At 63.7% G+C, this 20,590-nt stretch carries 19 protein-coding genes and 1 pseudogene; 14 read left to right on the top strand and 6 right to left on the bottom strand.

Translation table 11 applies throughout. The annotated features are described in order from the left end of the window. Positions 1-8: 8 nt before the first annotated feature. The 13 genes from K5L94_RS08135 (at position 9) to K5L94_RS08075 (ending at position 13,020) form a co-directional block, all read left to right on the top strand. The gene (locus tag K5L94_RS08135) at positions 9-407 is read left to right on the top strand and encodes a TIGR03750 family conjugal transfer protein (protein ID WP_023103905.1); all 399 of its coding nucleotides are present in this window, start codon (positions 9-11) and stop codon (positions 405-407) included. Continuing rightward, complete coding sequence (locus K5L94_RS08130; RefSeq protein ID WP_023835765.1) at positions 404-1,093, top strand: PFL_4703 family integrating conjugative element protein; 690 nt, start codon at positions 404-406, stop codon at positions 1,091-1,093. The genes K5L94_RS08135 and K5L94_RS08130 overlap by 4 nt, the downstream gene beginning before the upstream one ends. Beyond that, a complete protein-coding gene (locus K5L94_RS08125; RefSeq protein ID WP_023103903.1) occupies positions 1,090-2,016 on the top strand; it encodes a TIGR03749 family integrating conjugative element protein in 927 nt (308 codons plus the stop codon). The genes K5L94_RS08130 and K5L94_RS08125 overlap by 4 nt, the downstream gene beginning before the upstream one ends. Next, entirely contained in the window at positions 2,006-3,436 is a 1,431-nt protein-coding gene (locus K5L94_RS08120) for a TIGR03752 family integrating conjugative element protein (protein WP_017515583.1), read from the top strand. Before K5L94_RS08125 ends, K5L94_RS08120 begins: the two co-directional genes overlap by 11 nt. Beyond that, positions 3,417-3,857 (top strand): TIGR03751 family conjugal transfer lipoprotein, encoded by a 441-nt coding sequence (locus K5L94_RS08115; protein ID WP_023103901.1) that lies wholly within the window; start codon positions 3,417-3,419, stop codon positions 3,855-3,857. Before K5L94_RS08120 ends, K5L94_RS08115 begins: the two co-directional genes overlap by 20 nt. After that, on the top strand, positions 3,857-6,724 hold the full coding sequence (locus tag K5L94_RS08110) for a conjugative transfer ATPase (protein WP_023103900.1): 2,868 nt from the start codon (positions 3,857-3,859) through the stop codon (positions 6,722-6,724). Before K5L94_RS08115 ends, K5L94_RS08110 begins: the two co-directional genes overlap by 1 nt. Positions 6,725-6,737: 13 nt before the next feature. Continuing rightward, positions 6,738-7,502 (top strand): DsbA family protein, encoded by a 765-nt coding sequence (locus K5L94_RS08105; RefSeq protein ID WP_028690954.1) that lies wholly within the window; start codon positions 6,738-6,740, stop codon positions 7,500-7,502. A 178-nt stretch (positions 7,503-7,680) separates the two neighbouring features. Then, the gene (radC, locus tag K5L94_RS08100) at positions 7,681-8,175 is read left to right on the top strand and encodes a RadC family protein (RefSeq protein ID WP_023103898.1); all 495 of its coding nucleotides are present in this window, start codon (positions 7,681-7,683) and stop codon (positions 8,173-8,175) included. A gap of 161 nt (positions 8,176-8,336) precedes the next feature. Continuing rightward, positions 8,337-8,783, top strand: coding sequence for a TIGR03757 family integrating conjugative element protein (locus tag K5L94_RS08095; RefSeq protein ID WP_017514119.1), 447 nt, complete (start codon positions 8,337-8,339; stop codon positions 8,781-8,783). Then, entirely contained in the window at positions 8,780-9,727 is a 948-nt protein-coding gene (locus K5L94_RS08090; RefSeq protein ID WP_023103897.1) for a TIGR03756 family integrating conjugative element protein, read from the top strand. Before K5L94_RS08095 ends, K5L94_RS08090 begins: the two co-directional genes overlap by 4 nt. A gap of 9 nt (positions 9,728-9,736) precedes the next feature. Next, a complete protein-coding gene (locus K5L94_RS08085; RefSeq protein WP_023103896.1) occupies positions 9,737-11,131 on the top strand; it encodes an integrating conjugative element protein in 1,395 nt (464 codons plus the stop codon). 5 nt (positions 11,132-11,136) lie between these two features. Beyond that, positions 11,137-11,484: a hypothetical protein gene (locus tag K5L94_RS08080; protein ID WP_077273848.1), complete on the top strand. Its 348-nt coding sequence runs from the start codon at positions 11,137-11,139 to the stop codon at positions 11,482-11,484. A gap of 15 nt (positions 11,485-11,499) precedes the next feature. After that, entirely contained in the window at positions 11,500-13,020 is a 1,521-nt protein-coding gene (locus tag K5L94_RS08075) for a conjugal transfer protein TraG N-terminal domain-containing protein (RefSeq protein ID WP_028698647.1), read from the top strand. Positions 13,021-13,052: 32 nt separating this feature from the next. Here the strand turns inward: K5L94_RS08075 and K5L94_RS08070 are convergent. Then, positions 13,053-14,225, bottom strand: a pseudogene (locus tag K5L94_RS08070) (Tn3 family transposase); the annotation flags it as partial. A 63-nt stretch (positions 14,226-14,288) separates the two neighbouring features. Between K5L94_RS08070 and K5L94_RS08065 the strand changes: the two are divergent. Further along, positions 14,289-15,445 (top strand): IS3 family transposase gene (locus K5L94_RS08065; RefSeq protein WP_274512401.1). Its coding sequence is split into 2 segments (ribosomal slippage): positions 14,289-14,529 and positions 14,529-15,445, totalling 1,158 coding nucleotides; the frame shifts between segments, so codons are not numbered across the junction. Positions 15,446-16,530: 1,085 nt separating this feature from the next. On the opposite strand, the gene K5L94_RS08055 is transcribed toward K5L94_RS08065, so the two are convergent. From K5L94_RS08055 to K5L94_RS08030, 5 genes are all read right to left on the bottom strand, one after another. Then, positions 16,531-17,295, bottom strand: a complete 765-nt coding sequence (locus tag K5L94_RS08055) for an IS6-like element IS6100 family transposase (protein WP_001389365.1) — start codon at positions 17,293-17,295, stop codon at positions 16,531-16,533. 506 nt (positions 17,296-17,801) lie between these two features. Beyond that, positions 17,802-18,302 (bottom strand): GNAT family N-acetyltransferase, encoded by a 501-nt coding sequence (locus K5L94_RS08045; RefSeq protein WP_000376623.1) that lies wholly within the window; start codon positions 18,300-18,302, stop codon positions 17,802-17,804. A 127-nt stretch (positions 18,303-18,429) separates the two neighbouring features. Then, positions 18,430-19,269: a sulfonamide-resistant dihydropteroate synthase Sul1 gene (gene sul1, locus K5L94_RS08040; protein WP_000259032.1), complete on the bottom strand. Its 840-nt coding sequence runs from the start codon at positions 19,267-19,269 to the stop codon at positions 18,430-18,432. Further along, a complete protein-coding gene (locus tag K5L94_RS08035) occupies positions 19,263-19,610 on the bottom strand; it encodes a quaternary ammonium compound efflux SMR transporter QacE delta 1 (RefSeq protein WP_000679427.1) in 348 nt (115 codons plus the stop codon). The genes sul1 and K5L94_RS08035 overlap by 7 nt, the downstream gene beginning before the upstream one ends. A gap of 163 nt (positions 19,611-19,773) precedes the next feature. After that, positions 19,774-20,565, bottom strand: coding sequence for an ANT(3'')-Ia family aminoglycoside nucleotidyltransferase AadA2 (locus K5L94_RS08030; RefSeq protein WP_001261740.1), 792 nt, complete (start codon positions 20,563-20,565; stop codon positions 19,774-19,776). Positions 20,566-20,590: the final 25 nt, after the last annotated feature.

Genomic DNA, 20,590 nt, shown 5'->3' with positions numbered 1-20,590 from the left:
AGGCCGGTATGTCTGAGCAGCAGCACGTCCGTGCGGACGGGACCGTGACGTTCCTTCCGCACCGGCTCAACCGCCACCCCGTTGTCGTGCGCGGCCTCACCGCCGACGAGCTGTGGATCTGCTGCGGCTTGTCCGGCGCCGCCGGCCTGCTGGTCGGCGCGCCGCTGTCGTGGGTGTTCCGCACGATCGCGCTAGCTCCCACGTTCGTCGTCCTGGGCGTGGCCTTGGGCGTGTTCATCGGCGGCGGCATTCTTCGCCGCCTCAAACGCGGGCGTCCCGACACCTGGCTGTATCGGCAACTGCAATGGCGCATTGCGACACGTCATCCACTGATGGCGGGTTGGGTGGGCGGCCATGTGCTGATCTCGCGTTCCGGCTTCTGGACCACCCGAAGGAGCGCGCGATGAGCCGCTTCAAGAACGAGATCACCCACCTGCAGGCGCACATCAAGACGCTTCGCCTGGGGGCTGGCGCCCTGGTCATCGTCGCCCTGGTCATGGGCGGCGGCTGGTGGAGCGCTCCGCGCGATCTGACCATCCACGTTCCGCCTGACCTGCGCTCCGGCAGTACCAGGAAGTGGTGGGAAGTGCCGCCCGAATCGGTCTATGCGTTCACGTTCTACGTGTTCCAGACGCTCAACCGCTGGCCGACGAATGGCGAAGAGGACTACGCGCGCAACCTCCACACGCTCTCGCCGTATCTCACCCCGTCCTGCCAGGCCTTCCTTCGCGCGGACTACGACTACCGCCGCAGCACGGGCGAGCTGCGCCAGCGCGTGCGCGGGATTTATGAAATCCCCGGCCGCGGCTACGGCGACGACCCTACGGCGCGCGTGCGCGTGGTCTCCGACCGCGACTGGGTGGTGACGCTGGACATCACCGCCGACGAGTACTACGGCGCCGAGCAAGTCAAGCGCGCTCTGGTGCGCTATCCAGTGAAGGTCACGCGGGTGGACGTCGATCCTGCCCGCAACCCGTTCGGCCTGGCGCTCGACTGCTATGAGGGCGCGCCCCAGCGCATCAGCACGCCGGAGCCAACGCGCCCGGCGTCTGGCGGCCTGTCTCCGCAAGCGCCCCAAGGAGAAACCCCATGAAGCATCCTGTACTCACGCTGCTGGGGCTGTTGGCCGTGGCCGCCGCTCCTGCTGTCCAGGCAGTGGAGATCCTGCGCTGGGAACGTATGCCGTTGGCGGTGCCGCTGAAGGTCGGCCACGAGCGCATCGTGTTCATCGACCGCAACGTCCGCGTGGGCGTACCTGCGGGCGTCGGCGAGCGCCTACGGGTGCAGAGCGCGGGCGGCGCGGTGTACCTGCGCGCCAGCGAGCCGATCGAGCCCACGCGGCTGCAATTGCAGGACGCCGACACGGGCGCGCTGATCCTGCTGGACATTGCGGCGGAGCCAGCCAAGGACGGCGAAGCCGAGCTGGAACCAGTGCGCATCGTCGAGGGCAACAGCACCCCGGCGCGCTATGGCGATCAGCCCGGCGATGACAACGAAGCTCCGGCGCGCGCCCAGGACCAGGCCGGCGCGCGAGCGGCGCGACGCGAGACCCCGGTGTCGGTTGTCCTGACGCGCTTTGCCGCACAGAACCTCTACGCGCCGCTACGCACCGTGGAGCCGCTGCCGAGCGTCATGCGGGTGAACCTGCGCCGTGACCTCGACCTCGGCACGCTGATGCCGACGCTGCCCGTGCGCGCGGTCGCGCTCGCGTCATGGCGTCTGGAAGACCAGTGGGTGACCGCCGTGCGCCTGACCAACAGCAGCAGCGGCTGGATCACCCTGGACCCGCGCGTGCTGCAAGGCGATTTCCTCACCGCCACCTTCCAACACGAGGCGCTTGGCCCGCGCGGGACGCCCGAGGACACGACCGTTCTGTACCTGGTGACGCGCGGGCGTGGCCTTGCGCAATCGCTGCTACCAGCGGTCAACCGCTTCGACCCGGCCGTGCATCTCCCGCAACCGGAAGCCGGTTCCCAGGATGGCACCGACCGCAAGGAGGTCCGCCATGCGCAGTAATGGACTCCTGAAGTGGCTGATGATCCCGGTTGCCGTGCTGGTGCTGTTCGTCGCCATCCGGCTGTTCTCGGGAGGCAGCACTTCGGCACCACCGACCGCGGATGCCGGCGCCAAGCTCACGCCAGCGGAAATGAAGGCGCTGGGCATCGAGGGCGATACCCCGCGCGACACCGTGGCGACGCTCGTTGCCCAAGTGAAGCAGTTGCGCACCGAGCTTCAGACCGCGCTCTCGGACAACAAATCCCAGCGCGAAGAAAACCAGCGACTGCGCCAGCGCGAGAACTCCATTGACCAGCGCATCAATTCGGCCCTCGACTCCGAGCGCACCAACCTGCGTCGCGACCAAGAGCAGGCAGCCAGCGCGCGTCAGCAGACCGAAGGGCTGCTGGCCGACCTGCAACGGCGCCTGGACAGTATCGGCGGACGTGGCGGCGGCCATGCCGACCTGCCGGTGGGTCTGGGGCTGCGTGACGGCGACGAGGCCGGCATGGAAGGCGGCGTGCGCTGGGTCGAACCCGACGATGCGAGGAAAGCCGAGGGGCGCAACAGCAGTCGTGGCACGGGTAGCGGCATGAGCTTCCCGACGAGCTTCGGCCCCGCGCAGAGCACGTTGGAAACCACGGCGGAAACCGTGGCGAACGCGGGCGCACGCGCCGCAGGCGTGAAGAGCGCCAAGGCGGTCTATACCGTACCGACCAATTCGACGCTGATGGGGTCGGTGGCGATGACGGCGCTGATCGGCCGCGTGCCGATCGACGGAACCGTCAACGATCCGTACCCCTTCAAGGTGTTGGTCGGATCGGACAACCTGACCGCCAATGGCATCGACATTCCCGACGTGGCCGGTGCCGTGTTCAGCGGCACCGCATCGGGCGACTGGACGCTCTCGTGCGTGCGCGGCCAGGTACGCAGCATCACCTTCGTCTTCCACGACGGCACGATCCGCACCATCCCCGAAGACCGCGACGGCAACCAGCAAAACAACCAGCAGCAGAACTCTCAAAGTGGAGGCCTGGGCTGGATCAGCGACCCATACGGCATTCCCTGCGTCAGCGGGGAGCGGCGCAGCAACGCCCAGCAGTACCTTGGCTCGCAAGCCCTGATTACCGCCGCCGGTGCCGGCGTCGCCTCGCTGATCGACAGCGACAGCGGCCAGATGTCCTACGTCGGCGCCGACGGCTCCATCGGCAGCGTCGGTATCTCGGGCAATGAAGCCGTGGGCCGCATCCTGGCCGGTGGCGTGCGCGACATGGCCGACTGGGTGAACAAGCTGTACGGCCAGGCGTTCGCCGCTGTCTATGTCCAGCCCGGCGCGAAGGTCGCCGTCCACCTCGAAAAGCCGCTCGCCATCGACTTCGATCCCGAAGGCCGCAAGGTCGATCACCGCGCAGGAGAAAGCCATGCTCTCGAACTTGAATAAGGCCCTGGCGCTGGCCCTCGCCGTCGCGGTGCTCGGCGGCTGTGCCACCAGCAAGGAAAAGCTGCTCCCCCACGGCGACAGCACGATGATGGACATCTGGCAGCAGAACGCCGGTGACGGGGGTGGTGGCGCCGGCCAGGTGGCGCGCAGGCAATTGCTCGATGCACGCCAGAGCCTGCGCCGGACGCTGACCGAGGCCGACGTGGAGGCCGCGCCCACCGAGCAGATGCGCTACACGCGCACGGCGCGCAACGAGGTCTATCGCCAGTTCCACCGCCTGCCGAACCCCGATCTTGTCATGTATGTGTACCCGCACCTGGCGGGCACCGATCCCGTGCCGGTTCCGGGCTACACGACGGTCTTTCCCCTGTACCAGCGTGTGCAGTACGCCATGCCGGGCGAGCGCGTGGAGGACTACTGATGCGCTGGAAACTCCCCTGGCCGAAGCTGGCTGCATCCGATGGTGGCAATGACGAGCAGCCGGACGGCTGGCAGCGCCACGTCGAGGCGTTGCGCCAGGCCGGCATTGCCGAACCCGGAGCGACGGTCCAGGGCCGCAGGCCGGCGACCGTGGCGGACGAGCAGGCGATGTACGACGTTGCGCAGTCATTCGCGGAGCTGCTGCCGTGGGTGGAGTTCCTGCCGCCGTCGAAGTCCATGCTGCTGGAGGACGGGCAATCGGTCGCGGCCTTCTACGAACTGGTCCCGCTAGGCACCGAAGGTCGGGAACCGGGCTGGCTCGCTCATGCCCGCGATGCGCTCGAAAACGCGCTCCAGGACTCGTTCGATGAGCTGGATGAGAACCCGTGGGTGCTCCAGCTCTATGCACAGGACGAGCCCAGCTTCGACCAGTACATGCAGACGCTACGCGACTACGTGCAGCCGCGCGCCCGCAGCACGGCCTTCACCGAGTTCTACCTCCGCTTCTTTGGCCACCACCTGCGCGCGGTGGCCAAGCCCGGCGGACTGTTCGAGGATACGGTGGTCACGCGGTTGCGCTGGCGCGGCCAGACGCGGCGCGTGCGCATGGTGGTCTATCGCCGGGCCGCCGGGCAGGCGAACCGCCGCGGCCAGACACCCGAGCAAATGCTGAACATCGTCTGCGATCGCCTCTGCGGCGGCTTGGCGAACGCCGGCATCCAGGCCCGGCGCATGGTCGCGGCCGATGTTCACGACTGGCTGCTGCGTTGGTTCAACCCACGCCCCACGATGCTCGGGCCCGGCGCTGAGGAGCGAGAGCGCTTCTATGCGCTGGCCCGCTATCCCGACGAGGTGGAGGAAGGTGAGATTGAGCTGGCGAGTGGTCGGGACTTCAGTCAACGGCTGTTCTTCGGTCAGCCTCGCTCCGATGCCGAGCACGGCACCTGGTACTTTGACGGTATGCCGCATCGCGTACTGGTCACCGACCGGCTACGCATGCCGCCCGGTACGGGGCACCTGACCGGCGAAACCCGCAAGGGGGACGCTATCAACACGCTTTTCGATCAGATGCCCGAAGACACCACGATGTGTCTGACCATGGTGGCGACGCCCCAGGACATCCTCGAATCGCACCTGAATCACCTGGCGAAGAAGGCTGTCGGCGAAACACTGGCATCGGAACAAACGCTCAAGGATGTGCAGGAGGCACGCTCGCTCATCGGCAGCGCGCACAAGCTCTACCGCGGCACGCTGGCCTTCTATCTGCGCGGACGCGATGAAGCCGAACTTGACAGGCGCGGTCTGGACCTCGCCAACGTGATGCTCAACGCGGGGTTGCAGCCTGTGCGCGAGGACGATGAAGTCGCGCCGCTCAACAGCTACCTGCGCTGGCTACCGTGCTGCTACAACCCTGCGCAAGATCGACGGAACTGGTTCACCCAACTGATGTTCGCCCAGCATGTGGCGAATCTCTCGCCGGCGTGGGGTCGCAGCCAGGGTACGGGTCATCCGGGCAACACGTTCTTCAACCGCGGCGGCGGGCCGATCACGTTTGATCCACTGAACCGCTTGGACAGGCAGATGAACGCCCATCTGTTCCTGTTCGGCCCCACCGGCTCGGGCAAGAGCGCAACGCTCAACAACCTCTTGAACCAGGTCACGGCCATCTACCGGCCGCGGCTGTTCATCGTGGAAGCCGGCAACAGCTTTGGCTTGTTCAGCGACTTCGCAAAGCGCCTGGGTCTGACCGTGAACCGGGTCAAGCTGGCTCCTGGCTCGGGCATCAGCCTGGCGCCGTTCGCCGACGCTCGCCGGCTGATCGAAACGCCCAGCAACGTGCAGACGCTTGATGCCGATGCACTGGATGAAGAATTGCCAGCCGATTCCTCGGTCATGGAGGAGGACGAGCAGCGCGACGTGCTGGGTGAACTGGAGATCACGGCACGGCTGATGATCACAGGCGGCGAGGACAAGGAAGAAGCCCGGATGACGCGGGCCGATCGCTCGCTGATCCGCCAGTGCATCCTCGATGCCGCCGAGCACTGCGTGGCCGAGAAACGCACGGTGCTCACGCGCGACGTGCGCAACGCGCTGCGCACGCGCGGCCAGGACCCGACGCTGCCCGAGATGCGGCGCGTGCGGCTGCTGGAGATGGCGGACGCGATGGACATGTTCTGCCAAGGCACGGACGGCGAGATGTTCGATCGCGATGGCACGCCGTGGCCCGAGGCCGACATCACGCTGGTGGATCTCGCGACCTATGCCCGGGAGGGCTACAACGCGCAGCTCTCCATCGCCTACATCAGCCTGATCAGCACGGTGAACAACATCGCCGAGCGCGACCAGTACCTGGGCCGTCCGATCATCAATGTGACCGACGAAGGCCACATCATCACGAAGAACCCGCTGCTTGCGCCCTACGTTGTAAAAATTACAAAAATGTGGCGCAAGCTAGGGGCCTGGTTCTGGCTGGCTACACAAAATATCGACGATCTGCCGCGTGCCGCGGAGCCCATGCTCAACATGATTGAGTGGTGGATCTGCCTGTCGATGCCGCCCGATGAGGTCGAGAAGATTGCACGCTTCCGCGAACTCTCGCCCGCGCAGAAAGCGCTGATGCTCTCGGCGCGCAAAGAAGCGGGCAAGTTCACCGAGGGCGTCATCCTTTCCAAGAGCATGGAAGTGCTGTTCCGCGCCGTGCCGCCCAGCCTGTACTTGGCGTTGGCGCAGACCGAACCCGAAGAGAAGGCCGAGCGCTACCAGCTCATGCAGCACTACGGCTGCACCGAACTGGAAGCGGCCTTCAAGGTGGCCGAGAAGATCGACCAGGCGCGCGGCATCGAGTCGCCGGCCTTGGAACTGTCGTAAGACGGAGAACGCCATGGAACAGAAACGTCCTTCCATTCCGATGCAGGTCCAGGCGTTCCGCCGCCGCAACGGGCGGCCCCGCTGGCCCTGGGCATTGGCTGCTGTGCTGGTCGCGCTGCTGCTGATCTGGCTTGTGTCAAGGTCGCCCGGCGAATCCCCGCCGCAGCCGCCCACGCCGGTCAGCATGGCACCGGTGGCCGGGCCGCCCTGGCTAATGGGCAACCCCAAAGGCCGTTTCACGCTGACGCTCTATGCCGACCTGGAGTGCCCGTTCTGCCGGGAGTATTTCCCGCAGCTCAAGCGGTGGATCGGCAACAACACCGACGTGGCGCTGCAATGGCACCACCAGCCGCTGGCCGAGCACGAGCCGGCCGCGTCAGCCGAGGCACGCCTAGTGGAATGCGCTGCCGAAGCAGGTGGGCATGTCGCGTTCTGGCAGGCGATCGAATGGGTCTATGCCCACACGCGCAGCGGCGGCCAGGGCTTGCCCGATGGCTTGCGGTACCCCGAATCGACGCCAGCCAGCGAGCAGTGCATGGCAAGCGAAAGGCCCAGTGCGGCTATCCGCGCCCAGGCTGCGGAAGCCACCAAGAGCGGCGTAACCGCCACGCCGTCGCTGCGCCTGCTCGATCGCCAAACGGGCCAGGCCATCCTGCTGCAGGGGCCGATCGAGGGCGATGCCTTGCTGTCAGCCATGGACATGCTGGCGGCTGAGGGTCCGACCAGCACACCCACATCCGAAATGCCTGCCGACGTCGTCGGCGACATGCCCAGGTAGCCCCGGTCTTCAAGGCTACGGCGCAGTCCTCTGCGCTGACCGCGACTCGTTCGCCTTGCATCCTGGCCGCGAACGGTCACCGCAATCGCGGTGATGGATGCATCTTTTCATTCTCATCCCCAGGAGGGCTTGCCCTCGGGGGCGCGCGCCCTCCGATCTCACCGTCTGGAGGTTCGCCATGTCTTTCGCCATCAATGACTCCTGTGTGGAGTCGCTTTCCGCCGTAGCTGCCCAGCACGAAGACTGGATCATCCAGCAGGCCATCGTGCTGCTGGAAAAACGGATCTTCAAAGCTGGACCATGCCTCAGCCAGCCGGCCGCCGTGCGGGACTATCTGCGCGTGAAACTGGTCGCTGAACCCAACGAGATATTCGCCGCTGTGTTCCTGGATAGCATGCACCAGGTGCTGGCCTACGAGCCATTGTTCAGGGGCACGATCAACTCGACTTCTGTTTATCCACGTGTCGTCGTACAGCGTGTGCTGGAGTTGAACGCCGCCGCGGTGATCTTCGCGCACCAGCACCCCTCGGGCATCTCCGAGCCGTCGAGCGCGGATCGTGTGCTGACCCAGCAACTGCAGGCCGCGCTGGCGCTCATCGATGTACGGGTACTGGATCACATCATCGTAGGCCAAGGTTCCCCGTTCTCCTTTGCGGAGTCAGGCCTGCTGTAACGGTCGCATTGCTTCATTGATCCTCGCGGAGGCTTCGGCCTCCGTTTTTTTATGGCCCGGGACAAGCAGGTATGCGGGCAGCCCGCGATGCGCATTGTTTGTTGGGGTGGCATCGGGTTCGCGTTTGACTATGGCCCTGATCAACTTTCGGGGCACGCGACATGCCGGCATCCTTTTCCACGTTCGCGTCGGGCTGGCGAACCCTTGGTCTCGTCGTGGCGCTGCCGGCGTCCCTGGCCGTGTTCAGCCCCGTCACCTTCGCAGCCGACGTACTGGTCGTCACCGACAGCCACCACCCGGTCAAGACCATGGGCGGCGAGCGGCTGATCGAGCTGGACGAAGCCCGCCGGATTGAAGCGGAGCTTTCTGCGGAACTGCCCGCCGCCCCCGAACAGGCGGCGGCCACCGTCAAGCGTCGGCTGAACCAAGGCGGCGCCGACCTACAGCGCCGCATCGCTTCCGCATACCAGGGCGTCACCGACGCATGGAGCCTGGGCATCACCAGCATCCCGGCTGTCGTGGTGGATCAGCGCTACGTGGTCTATGGCGAGCCGGATGTGGCCCGCGCTGTCGCGCGCATCGAGCAGCGTCGGAGGACCCAGCCATGACGAGGCCATTCGACCTTATGCGCCGCATGCGGGCTGGCGTGGCTTCCTTGCTGCTGCTCAGCGCCACGGGTAGCTACGCCTTGAACACCACCGCCATCGTTGCCTCGGTGGCCTCGCCCGATTGCTTGGAGTACCGGGTGGTGGGTATCTGCTACTGGCTCTACTGCACCTGGGGAGGCTGCACGGTGCGCACCTCTGTCAAGGTGCGCCACTACATCCCCGATGCGGTCGTCTCCAGCTACAGCAACACGGGCGAGAACCCGTGGGTCGAAGTCCGGGCGATGAGTACGGCCAACCCGTCCGCCCAAGCGGGCGGCGATGGAACGACGAACGAGGATCACGAAAACAATCTCGCGAAATTCAAGAACGCCGACGTGATCGGCCATCCCGGCGTCGAGGTGTTCAACCAGTTTGTTTCGTCCTCGGGCTACTTCTGCGAGGGCGCGGGAACGGCATTCATGCCGTATCTGCTCAGCACCTTGGACACGCTTGCCTGGCGCTACAACGTGCCCGAGATGGCCTACCCGGAGGCATTGATTCCCGGCATGCGCGAGGTCGGCGCACGCACCACGATGAACCTTTGGGGCAACGTGTATCCCCGCGGCGGCTTCCTGCACCAGACCGACGACCACAAATCGGGAGCCGTGGTGGCCCAGCGTGCGGGCGATGTCGTCACGCGCCGCGGGCAGTTGCACGTGTACCAGCCGCTGCTTGCCAATGCCCGCGATGGCTACTGGCCCGCCAGCGCGCTGATGGAGGGTGATGCCTCGACTGGCAAGTGGCAGGAACTCACGCCCGTCCTGTCCTCGTCCTGCACGGTTTTCCCACGCACCGGCTTCCTGACTCAGGCCCAGCAAGGCGACTACGCCTGGGCGCTGTGGCGGCCGTATGCCTGCTGCGAACGCCGTGGACAGGTGTTCCTTGGCAGCGTTGATTTCCTTTGAGGTGCCGCGATGAAGCGTTCCGACTCTATGCAGTTCTCCCCACCGGCTCGTGGCAAGAGGATCTGTTTGGCGCTTACCGGCGCGTTGGTTCTGGCAAGCGGCGTGGCCTGGGGCCAACTGGGCTACCAGACCAGCGGCAACGTCATCGGCGATGACGTCATGTACTCCATCGGCGGCGGCAGCGCCGTTTCGATGGGCCGCGCAGCCGGCATGCGCTCGCTCGGCGTGGGTGTCGGCTGGAACAGCAATCTGATCTGCGGCGACATGAGCATCCAGACCACGTTGAAGAATCAACTCAACGGTGTCACCAATGGCTTTCAGCAGATCATGTCCTCGGTGATCCAGAGTGCTACGAGTGCTGTGGCGTCCCTGCCGGCGTTGATCATCCAGCGTGCAGATCCAGGCCTCTACAACCTGCTCACCAACGGCGTTCTGCAAGCGCGGCTGGATTTCGACCGCTCGAAGCTGACGTGCCGCGCCATGGCCGAAAAGATGGCCGAAACGGCTGGCGGCCAACTCGGCTGGAGCCAGATGGCAGAGGGGTTGGCGCTGCGTGACGCTGTTTCGAGCACGGATGCCGTCTCGGCCATCGAGCAGGCCGAGACGCGCCGTGGCAACGATGGCGTGCCCTGGGTCGGGGGAAGCAATGCCGGCGGCTCCGGTCAGCCCGCGATCAAGGTGGTCGGTGACGTCACCCGCGCGGGCTACAACCTGGTCAATGGCCGCGGGGTGACCGACACGTCGGCAATCGCTCCGGCCAGTTGCACGAGCCTGTCGTGCCAAACCTGGACCACGCCGCAGGCGGCCATCGAGTGGGCAACACGGGTGCTCGGCGAGAAGGAGCAGCGCACCTGCGACGCCTGCACCAAGACGGAGACGGTGCCCGGCGTCGGGCTGACGCCCCTGATCCAGGAGGAGTACGACGCCAAGCTGCAGGCGCTCCAGGACCTGGTCTCCAAGGCGAAGAACACGACGCCCGAAAACCTGCGGGAGGCCGGCAGCGCGTCGCTGCCCATCACGCGCGGCGTGGTCGAGGCACTGCGCGACGAACCGGACCAGCACCTGCTGTCGCAGCGCCTGGCGTCCGAGGTTGCGCTGGCGTCGGTGCTGGAGAAGGCGCTACTGCTGCAACGCACGCTGCTGACCGGCAAGAAGGAGCCCAACGTGGCGGCCAACCAGCTCGCCGTGGAGGCGGTGAACCACGAGAGCGACACGCTCGATCGCGAGATTCGCAACCTCAAGACCGAGCTGGAGCTGCGCCGGGAGCTGGCGAACAACTCGCCCATGGCGATCATCCAGCGCCACGGCACGCGCGCGGCGGGCTCGCGTGGCATCTACGAAGGCGATCCGGTGCCTGACCGCCTCGATCAGTTGCAGAAGGGCAATCCGGGAGGCCGGCCATGAGCCTGATGCGTGCGGCCTGGCTGCGCCCGCGCTGGCTGTTCAACCGGCGCGCAGCGAAGGCGCTGCTGTGGACGATGGTACTCGCGGCCGTCGCCGTGGGTGCCAACATCGTTGGCATCTACCTCGTCGGAAGTGTCGCGGGCTGGGAGCGTTGGCTGGCGGCAGCAGCGGGCTACTTCCTGGTCTGGCGGCTGTGCCTGTATGGCGCGACGGCCTACGGCTGGGTCTGGATGCGTCGCCGGCTGCTTGCGCGTGAGGACGACGCGCAAGCGCGGCGCCGCCTGGTACGCAGCGAGATCGCCGGCGTCGTTGCCATCGTGGCGCTTGAAGCCAGCCTGTTGATGCAGGGCTGAGGGGAGGTCCGAGCCATGACGCTTTTCACAACCGACTACCTGGAGTACTACCTGACCTTGGTGTCCTGGATCGTCAACAACGGCATCTGGGCGGTACTGGTATCCAGCGGGGTATTCGCACTGCCCTTCGTGGCGATCATCGTGCAGGAATGGCTTAAGGCCCGTGCGGAAGGTGCCGACGAAGGCAACAAGGGCGTGCTCTCGGCCGCACGCATCGAGAACCGGGTGTTCGTCGCCATCGTGGTGGTGATGTTCGCCGGCATCCCCTTCATCGACGTGGACCTCAACACAATTCAGTACGACAGCTCGCGCTCGGCCCAGTGCCAGGTCAACGTGCCGCAGCCCACGGATACCGGCTGGTCCCAGTCCTTCAGCACCATCAACAACCAGAGTGCCAAGGTGCCGGTCTGGTGGGCCTTCATGCACGCGCTCTCGCGCGCCGTCACCAGCGCCTCGGTGGCGGCAATCCCGTGCGGGACAGACCTGCGACAGATGCGCATGGAGATCGACGCTACCCGCATCAATGACCCGGTTCTGGCTCAGGAAGTGGCCGATTTCACACACGACTGCTACGGACCTGCACGCGCTAAATTGTTCATGGCGCGGCCGGAGCTGGACGACGCTCAAATGAACGACGTGACCTGGATCGGTTCGAGGTTTTTCACGGATACCGGCGGCTACTACGACAGCTACCGTTCCAGCACGGCGCGCGAGTCATGGCCCTATGACGACACCCGCGACGCAGGGCTTGCGCAGGTGGCCAGTGGCGGCGGCTACCCGACCTGCAGGCAGTGGTGGGCCGATGGCAGCAACGGCCTGCGGGCACGGCTGCTGGGCCAGGTGGACCCCAGCCTGTTGAATCGCTTGGCGGGCTGGGCCGGGTTCCTGAGCCGTACCGAGGTGGACGATTCGGTGGTCCGTACCATCGCGTCACCGCGACAGCAGAAGCTCAACCAGGGTTCGGTCTATACCGACTACGGCGGCCAGATCGACAAGACCCTGCCGAACATCGTGACGCGGGCCACGGGGGATGTAGGAATGGCGGTCGGGGCACTTGCCGCATTTCCCGCCATGGACGTGGTGCGCCAGGCGCTGCCCATGGTGCTTGCCTTGCTCAAGATGGCACTGGTCATCTGCATCCCGCTCGTACTGGTCGTCGGAACCTATGACCTGAAGACGGTCGTCACCGTCAGCGTCGTGCAATTCGCGCTGTTCTTCACCGATTTCTGGTTCCAACTCGCACGCTGGATCGACAGCACCATCCTCGATGCGCTCTATGGGTGGGGCTTCGGCTGGAACCGGCCACACACTAACTTCGATCCGCTGGTGGGGTTGAACAATGCCTTTGGCGACCTGCTCCTGATGTTCGTCATGGGCACGATGTTCCTGGTCTTGCCGGGCTTTTGGCTTGCGAGCCTTACCTGGGTTGGGATTCGGGCCGGGCACGTCATCCAGGGGCTTTCAGATGGCAGCAAGAGCGCCGGCCAAGCAGGCGGTAAGGGCGCTGGGGCCCTTACCGGAGGTAAGCTGAAGTAGGGGTCGTTTGCGGGAGGGGGCGGAATCCTACGCTAAGGCTTTGGCCAGCGATATTCTCCGGTGAGATTGATGTGTTCCCATCCGAGCGGCGAAACATGGGCCAAGAGATCGGGCGATAGCAGCTTTCCATCGCGTTTCTGGTTTGCAACGACCTCGCCGAGCTTCATGGTGTTCCAGAAGATGATGATGGCGGCGAGCAGATTCATGCCGGCGATGCGGTAATGCTGGCCTTCGGCGGAACGGTCGCGGATTTCACCGCGGCGGTGGAAGCTGATTGCCCGCTTCAGCGCATGATGAGCTTCGCCTTTGTTGAGCCCGATCTGGGCACGCCGTTGGAGTTCGGCATCCAGAATCCAGTCGATCATGAACAGGGTGCGCTCGACGCGACCGACTTCCCGCAGGGCTGTCGCGAGCTCGTTCTGCCGCGGATAGGAGGCGAGTTTCCGCAGAATCTGGCTTGGCGCGACGGTCCCGGCAGCAATGGTGGCGGCGATGCGCAGGATGTCGGGCCAATTGCGCTCGATCATGGCTTGGTTGACCTTTCCGCCGATCAACGCTCGCAGGTGCGCCGGGGCGGCCGACGGATTGAACGCGTAGAGCCGTTTGGATGGCAGGTCGCGGATGCGCGGAGCGAACCGGTAGCCGAGAATGGCACATGCGGCAAAGACGTGATCGGTGAAGCCGCCCGTGTCGGTGAACTGCTCGCGGATATGGCGTCCAGCATCGTTCATCAGCAGGCCATCGAGGATGTAAGGCGCTTCGCTTGCCGTTGCAGGAATCACCTGGGTTGCGAACGGCGCATATTGGTCGGAGACGTGGCTATAGGCTTTCAGGCCCGGGGTATTGCCATATTTCGCGTTGACCAGGTTCATGGCCTCACCTTGCTCTGTAGCGACGAAGAACTGTCCGTCGCTCGAAGCCGACGTGCCCATGCCCCAGAACCGGGCCATGGGTAACGCTGCCTGTGCCTCGACCACCATGGCCAGCGCCCGGTCATAGGCTTCGCCCTCGACATGCCACCGTCCAATGCGGATCAATTCCCAGAAGGTGTGGGTGTTTGTCGCATCCGCCATTTTGCGCAAGCCGAGGTTGATCCCTTCCGCCAAGATAACGTTCATTAGCCCGATCCGGTCAGCGCAGGGTGCTCCTGTGCGCAGATGGGTGAACGCTTCGGTGAAGCCGGTCGCCGCATCCACCTCCAGCAGGGGGTTCACCCCCGTTTTCACGGACACTTACGAGAAGGCCGATCTAGGCCATGAGGAGTGTTCATGTCGAAGCGAAGGAAGTTCAGCGCCGAGTTCAAGCGTGGCGCTGTTGAGCAGGCGAGCCAGCCGGGGGTCAGCTGTGCCCAGGTGGCGCGGGAACTGGGGATCCGGGACGCCCTGCTGACCCGGTGGAAGCGGGAGGCGCAGAGCCAGGGCAAAGTGGTCTTCGGCGGTACCGGCACGCCGCGGGACGAGGAACTGGCCCGCCTCAAGCGCGAGCTGGCTCGGATCAAGAAGGAACGGGATTTTTTGCGAGAAGCGGCGACGTTCTTTGCCAAGGCATCATCCTGAGGTATCAGGTGATCGAACGTTGCCGCGATGAGTTTGCGGTTCGACTGATGTGCCGTTGCCTGCGGGTGTCGGCCAGCGGTTACTACGACTGGAGCAAGCGATTGCCCAGCGCCCAGCAGACCGACAATCAACGACTGCTTGGCCGGATCCGTGAGTTGCACGAGGACAGCCGCGGCACGCTGGGCGCCGGTCGCATGCACGAAGACCTTGCGGATCAAGGCGAGACAGCCAGCCTGAACCGGGTGGCGCGCCTGATGGCTGCTAACGGCTTGCAAGGCTGGCCGCGACCGAAGCGGCGTGGCCAGCGCGGCCAGCCGGCGCTGACGCCGCCGGGCGTACGCAACCTGCTGGAACGGGACTTCACCGCGCTGGAGCCGGAGACCAAGTGGGTCACCGACATCACCGAGCTCAAGACTCGGGAAGGCAAGCTGTACCTGTGCATCGTGCTGGATCTGTTCGACCAGCGGGTCGTGGGTTGGTCGATGCACCACCGGCAGGACCGGCAGATGGTGATCCGGGCCGTCCAGATGGCCGTCTGGCAGCGCCAGGGCAGTCATCCCGTGATCCTTCATTCGGACCGTGGCAGCCAGTTCCGGAGCAGCGACTACCAGCGTTATCTGGCGACCCACCGACTGGTGTGTTCGATGAGTGCGGTGGGCCACTGCGGTGACAACGCTGCGTGCGAAGGCTTCTTCGGGCTGCTCAAGCGCGAGCGGGTCTACCGCATGACGTATCCGACGCTCGATGCCGCAAGAGCCGATGTGTTCGAATACATCGAGCGGTTCCACAACCCGAGAATGCGGCGAAGAGTCGCAAGGCAGGACTTGAAGTTTTCAGTCCTTTCACAACCGTCCGTGATTTCGGGGTAGAACCCAGGAGATCGGTGATGCGCGTGGGCGGGATCTGCTTGTAGAGATCGAGCACCAGATCTTCGGCGCCTGTCGGCGCGGCGGCTTCGAGTTTCTCGATATGCAGAACGCCGTTTTCAATCGACCCGCCCGGGATCGTGCCTGCGCGAGCGGCACGGCCAAGCTCGCGCAACCGCATGTCGAGGCGAGCTTGCCGGTCTGCCAGCCATTCCTCCGGCCGCAATGGCACAGCGAGACGACCGCCTTCCGCGATGGATTGTGCCGGAACGAGTGCGTGTTTCAGATCGCCATAGCGCCGGGACCTAGTAAGCCAGACATCTCCGGAGCGGAACGCATCGCGCAGATGGAACAGCACCGCGATCTCCCATAGGCGAGCGTCGCCAGCCCTCTGGGCCCGAAGGTGGCGATGCCATTTCGAGCTGGGCCGCAAGAAGCTGGTCATCGCGGCATCGTTCAAACCGGTACGAAGGGCCGTCACCGCTTCCAGAAGCGGCAGTGCAACGGGCGCAGCTCGCAGATCGAGCAGGCGCAACATGCGTGGAGCGTATCGGCGGAAGCGGTGATAACCGTCGAGCACATGATTGAGCGGATCGTCGGCCATGGTGGCGGTCAGCCTGGTTGCCATTGCAACAAGGGTTTTTAAGCCGTCCCACCCTGACCCACTCGCGATGACATCGCCCAGCGGCTGGCCATCATCCTGTGCATCGACCAGGGCGCCCCCGATCTCGGCGAAGGATTTCAGGGTGTCACGCACCACCCCCGCTTCGTCTGCGACCTTTGCATGGCAAATACGCTCCGAAGCACGGTAGAGACGGCCGACGATCCGGTCGTGGGTTTCGACCACTGCGTCGGCCAACATCGCCTGCCATTCCGAGACGCAAACAGCCAAGATCGCAAGCCGCCTGTCCTCCGGGAGATCGCGCATGCCGTCGGCATAATACCGTTCACCCTGCCTGCGCAGACGAGTCACCCGATGGGCAGGAACGCCGGCAAGCAGATCCTCGGGGAGATCGATGCGTTGCAGATATTCGGGCTCTGTTGCAAAGATTGGCGGCAGTCAGAGGTAGGCTGTCGCTCTGCGCCGATCAGGCGGCTGCTGCGAAATGGTGGTTGAGCATGCCCATGGCCTCCGTCAGCGCCGAGGGCCCAATGCCAAAAGCTCTCTCCACAAGGCGCACCTCGCCCCTGATGCCGGGCTGCAGGCACCAGGGGCGAGCCTGTCCTTTGCGCAGGGCTCGCATGACTTCGAATCCCTTGATCGTGGCATAGGCCGTGGGGATCGATTTGAAACCGCGCACCGGCTTGATCAGTATCTTGAGCTTTCCGTGATCGGCCTCGATCACGTTATTGAGATACTTCACCTGCCGGTGGGCCGTCTCCCGGTCCAGCTTTCCTTCGCGCTTCAATTCGGTGATCGCTGCACCATAGCTCGGCGCTTTGTCGGTATTGAGCGTGGCAGGCTTTTCCCAGTGCTTCAGGCCTCGCAGGGCCTTGCCCAGGAACCGCTTCGCTGCCTTGGCGCTGCGGGTCGGCGACAGGTAGAAATCGATCGTGTCGCCCCGCTTGTCGACTGCCCGGTACAGGTAGGTCCACTTGCCCCGCACCTTGACGTAGGTTTCATCCAGGCGCCAGCTCGGATCAAAGCCACGCCGCCAGAACCAGCGCAGCCGCTTCTCCATCTCCGGGGCGTAGCACTGGACCCAGCGATAGATCGTCGTATGGTCGACCGAAATGCCGCGTTCCGCCAGCATTTCCTCAAGGTCGCGATAGCTGATCGGATAGCGACAATACCAGCGCACCGCCCACAGGATCACATCACCCTGGAAATGGCGCCACTTGAAATCCGTCATCGTTCCGTCCGTCCAATCTCCGCCAAGCATGCTCAAGCTTCACGATTTTTGCAACAGAGCCCACACGAGTATTGAGCATAGTCGAGATTGGTGCAGATCACTTCTGATATTGAACTGTCAGGAGCTGGCTGCACAACAGCCATTACGCCCAATCAACTGGTGCAGTCGTCTTCTGAAAATGACATTTGGTATCTCTCATAAACGGATGTTTTTGAGAGAACTATCTTCGGCCTTCACACGCACGAAAGGCGGCGAAGCTCCGCCGTTAATCCGTCCGCCGGAGATCTCGCCCAGGCAGGCTGAAGGCCGAGCAAGCCTGACAGGCCCGAAAAGCCCGGCACGGGCGTCGGCGGCGATGACGGCGGCGGCATTATCCAGGGTTGATGATGGAAGTGGAGGATATCGACAACCTCTCGCGCAACCAAGACATCGCGGTCGGACTGCAAGTGATCTTGAAGCCACGGGCCCGTCCCACCCCGACATGGACCTCGATGCCCGAACGGACGTTAGATTTCGAGTTCTAGGCGTTCTGCGATGAAGGTTGGATCCCAGCCGGGATTGAAAGTGTCGACGTGGGTGAATCCGAGCCGCTCGTATAGGCCACGCAGGTTCGGGTGGCAGTCGAGCCGCAGCTTGGCGCACCCCTGCGTTCGCGCGGCATGGCGGCAAGCCTCGATCAGCGCGGAGCTGACACCCCGGCCCGCATGTGTCCGTCGCACCGCGAGCTTGTGCAGATATGCGGCCTCCCCCTTGAGGGCGTCGGGCCAGAACTCGGGATCCTCGGCCGACAAGGTGCAACAGCCGACGATGCCGTCGCTGCAACTCGCGACTAGGAGCTCGGATCTCAGGACGAAGGTCTCCGCGAATGTCCGGTCGATCCGCGCGACGTCCCAGGCGGGCGTTCCCTTGGCGGACATCCACGCCGCAGCGTCGTGCATCAGCCGCACAACCTCGTCGATATCACCCGAGCAGGCGACCCGAACGTTCGGAGGCTCCTCGCTGTCCATTCGCTCCCCTGGCGCGGTATGAACCGCCGCCTCATAGTGCAGTTTGATCCTGACGAGCCCAGCATGTCTGCGCCCACCTTCGCGGAACCTGACCAGGGTCCGCTAGCGGGCGGCCGGAAGGTGAATGCTAGGCATGATCTAACCCTCGGTCTCTGGCGTCGCGACTGCGAAATTTCGCGAGGGTTTCCGAGATGGTGATTGCGCTTCGCAGATCTCCAGGCGCGTGGGTGCGGACGTAGTCAGCGCCATTGCCGATCGCGTGAAGTTCCGCCGCAAGGCTCGCTGGACCCAGATCCTTTACAGGAAGGCCAACGGTGGCGCCCAAGAAGGATTTCCGCGACACCGAGACCAATAGCGGAAGCCCCAACGCCGACTTCAGCTTTTGAAGGTTCGACAGCACGTGCAGCGATGTTTCCGGTGCGGGGCTCAAGAAAAATCCCATCCCCGGATCGAGGATGAGCCGGTCGGCAGCGACCCCGCTCCGTCGCAAGGCGGAAACCCGCGCCTCGAAGAACCGCACAATCTCGTCGAGCGCGTCTTCGGGTCGAAGGTGACCGGTGCGGGTGGCGATGCCATCCCGCTGCGCTGAGTGCATAACCACCAGCCTGCAGTCCGCCTCAGCAATATCGGGATAGAGCGCAGGGTCAGGAAATCCTTGGATATCGTTCAGGTAGCCCACGCCGCGCTTGAGCGCATAGCGCTGGGTTTCCGGTTGGAAGCTGTCGATTGAAACACGGTGCATCTGATCGGACAGGGCGTCTAAGAGCGGCGCAATACGTCTGATCTCATCGGCCGGCGATACAGGCCTCGCGTCCGGATGGCTGGCGGCCGGTCCGACATCCACGACGTCTGATCCGACTCGCAGCATTTCGATCGCCGCGGTGACAGCGCCGGCGGGGTCTAGCCGCCGGCTCTCATCGAAGAAGGAGTCCTCGGTGAGATTCAGAATGCCGAACACCGTCACCATGGCGTCGGCCTCCGCAGCGACTTCCACGATGGGGATCGGGCGAGCAAAAAGGCAGCAATTATGAGCCCCATACCTACAAAGCCCCACGCATCAAGCTTTTGCCCATGAAGCAACCAGGCAATGGCTGTAATTATGACGACGCCGAGTCCCGACCAGACTGCATAAGCAACACCGACAGGGATGGATTTCAGAACCAGAGAAAGAAAATAAAATGCGATGCCATAACCGATTATGACAACGGCGGAAGGGGCAAGCTTAGTAAAGCCCTCGCTAGATTTTAATGCGGATGTTGCGATTACTTCGCCAACTATTGCGATAACAAGAAAAAGCCAGCCTTTCATGATATATCTCCCAATTTGTGTAGGGCTTATTATGCACGCTTAAAAATAATAAAAGCAGACTTGACCTGATAGTTTGGCTGTGAGCAATTATGTGCTTAGTGCATCTAACGCCGGAGTTAAGCCGCCGCGCGTAGCGCGGTCGGCTTGAACGAATTGTTAGACATCATTTACCAACTGACTTGATGATCTCGCCTTTCACAAAGCGAATAAATTCTTCCAAGTGATCTGCGCGTGAGGCCAAGTGATCTTCTTTTTGTCCCAGATAAGCTTGCTTAGCTTCAAGTAAGACGGGCTGATACTGGGCAGGTAGGCGTTTTATTGCCCAGTCGGCAGCGACATCCTTCGGCGCGATTTTGCCGGTTATTGCGCTGTACCAAATGCGGGACAACGTAAGCACTACATTTCGCTCATCGCCGGCCCAGTCGGGCTGCGAGTTCCATAGCTTCAAGGTTTCCCTCAGCGCCTCGAATAGATCCTGTTCAGGAACCGGGTCAAAGAATTCCTCCGCTGCCGGACCTACCAAGGCAACGCTATGTTCTCTTGCTTTTGTAAGCAGGATAGCTAGATCAATGTCGATCATGGCTGGCTCGAAGATACCCGCAAGAATGTCATTGCGCTGCCATTCTCCAAATTGCAGCTCGCGCTTAGCCGGATAACGCCACGGGATGATGTCGTCATGCACGACAAGGGTGACTTCTATAGCGCGGAGCGTCTCGCTCTCGCCAGGGAAAGCCGAAGCCTCCATAAGGTCATTGAGCAATGCTCGCCGCGTCGTTTCATCAAGCTTTACGGCCACAGTAACCAACAAATCAATATCGCTGTATGGCTTCAGGCCGCCATCCACTGCGGAGCCGTACAAATGCACGGCCAGCAACGTTGATTCCAGATGGCGCTCAATGACGCTTAGCACCTCTGATAGTTGGTTCGAAATTTCGATGGTCACCGCTACCCTCATGATGTCTAACGCCTGAGCTCAGCCG

This window comes from Stenotrophomonas forensis, from assembly GCF_028752115.1.
In the GTDB taxonomy this organism is placed as follows: Bacteria; Pseudomonadota; Gammaproteobacteria; order Xanthomonadales; family Xanthomonadaceae; genus Stenotrophomonas; species Stenotrophomonas forensis.
Note: the sequence above shows the minus strand (reverse complement) of the source record. Positions and strands in the feature narration are given on the sequence as shown.